This is a genomic window from Ideonella azotifigens (assembly GCF_006519715.1).
GTDB classification, from domain to species: Bacteria; Pseudomonadota; Gammaproteobacteria; order Burkholderiales; family Burkholderiaceae_C; genus Ideonella; species Ideonella azotifigens.
In genome coordinates this window covers 1-1,274 of the sequence record NZ_VIDT01001088.1, presented here as the reverse complement: position 1 = coordinate 1,274, position 1,274 = coordinate 1, and the positions used below count along the sequence as shown (strand labels likewise).

1 pseudogene is annotated in these 1,274 nt (G+C 71.6%); it reads left to right on the top strand.

Features of this window, described 5'->3' with window-relative positions:
• Nucleotides 1-46 precede the first annotated feature (46 nt).
• Nucleotides 47-1,219, top strand: a pseudogene (locus FKP22_RS30765) (beta-ketoacyl [acyl carrier protein] synthase domain-containing protein); the annotation flags it as partial.
• Nucleotides 1,220-1,274: the final 55 nt, after the last annotated feature.

Genomic DNA, 1,274 nt, shown 5'->3' with positions numbered 1-1,274 from the left:
CCAGCAGGCCAATTCCTACGGCGGCGGCCAGACCCAGGACCCCGTGATGAACAGCGCCTCCGCTTCCCTTTTGCACGACGCCGACGTGGCCGGCACCGACATCGCGATCATCGGCATGGCCGGCCGCTTCCCCGGCGCGCCGGACCTGGCCAGCTACTGGCGCCTGATCCGTGACGGTGCCGAGGCGCTCACGCCCTTGAGCGACGCCACGCTGCGTGCGCAAGGTGTCAGCGAAGCGCAGCTGGCCGATGCCGACTTCGTCAAGGCTGGCCTGCCACTGCCCGGCCTGGACCAGTTCGACGCTGCGCTGTTCGGCTACTCGCCACGCGAGGCCGCGCAGCTGGACCCGCAGCAGCGCCTGTTCCTCGAATGCGCCTGGGAAGCGCTGGAGCACGCCGGCCACCATGGCGAGGCGCGTGCCGCTTCGGTGGGCGTCTATGCCGGCGAAGGCCCAAACCTGTACCTGATGCAGCACCTGCTGCCGGGCGCCGGCCTGGCCCCGGGCGCCGGCATCTCGGACCTGCTGGGCCTGATGAGCGGCAACTCCTCCGGCTCGCTGTGCACCCGCGTGGCCTACAAGCTGGACCTGCGCGGCCCGGCCGTCAGCGTGCAGACCGAATGCTCCACCTCGCTGGTGGCCGTGCACATGGCCTGCCAGGCGCTGCTGAGCCAGGAGTGCGACATGGCGCTCGCCGGCGGCGTGTGGCTGAACCTGCTGGCCGAAGGTGGCTACCAGCACCAGCCCGGCGCCATCCTGTCGCCCGACGGGCACTGCCGCGCCTTCGACGCGCAGGCCGCCGGCACCGTGATCGGCAGCGGCGCCGGCATCGTCGTGTTGAAGCGCCTGGACGAAGCACTGCGTGACGGCGACACGGTGCACGCCGTCATCAAGGCCACGGCCGTCAACAACGACGGCGCCGACAAGATCGGCTTCACCGCGCCCAGCATTGCCGGCCAGTCCGCGGTGATCCAGGCCGCGCTGGCACTGGCGGGTGTCTCGCCGCGCAGCATCGGTTATGTCGAGGCCCACGGCACCGGCACCGTGCTGGGCGACCCGATCGAAGTCGCCGCGCTGACCGAGGCTTTCCGCGTGGGCACCGCCGACAGCGGCTTCTGCGCCCTCGGCTCGGCCAAGACCCAGATCGGCCACCTGGATGCTGCCGCCGGCGTGGCCGGGCTGATCCGCGCGGCGCTGGCGCTGCAGCACGCCACGCTGCCGTCGTGGGAAAGGTGAACGTCGGCGCCCGCACCACCATCGGCGCAAACGCCGTTGT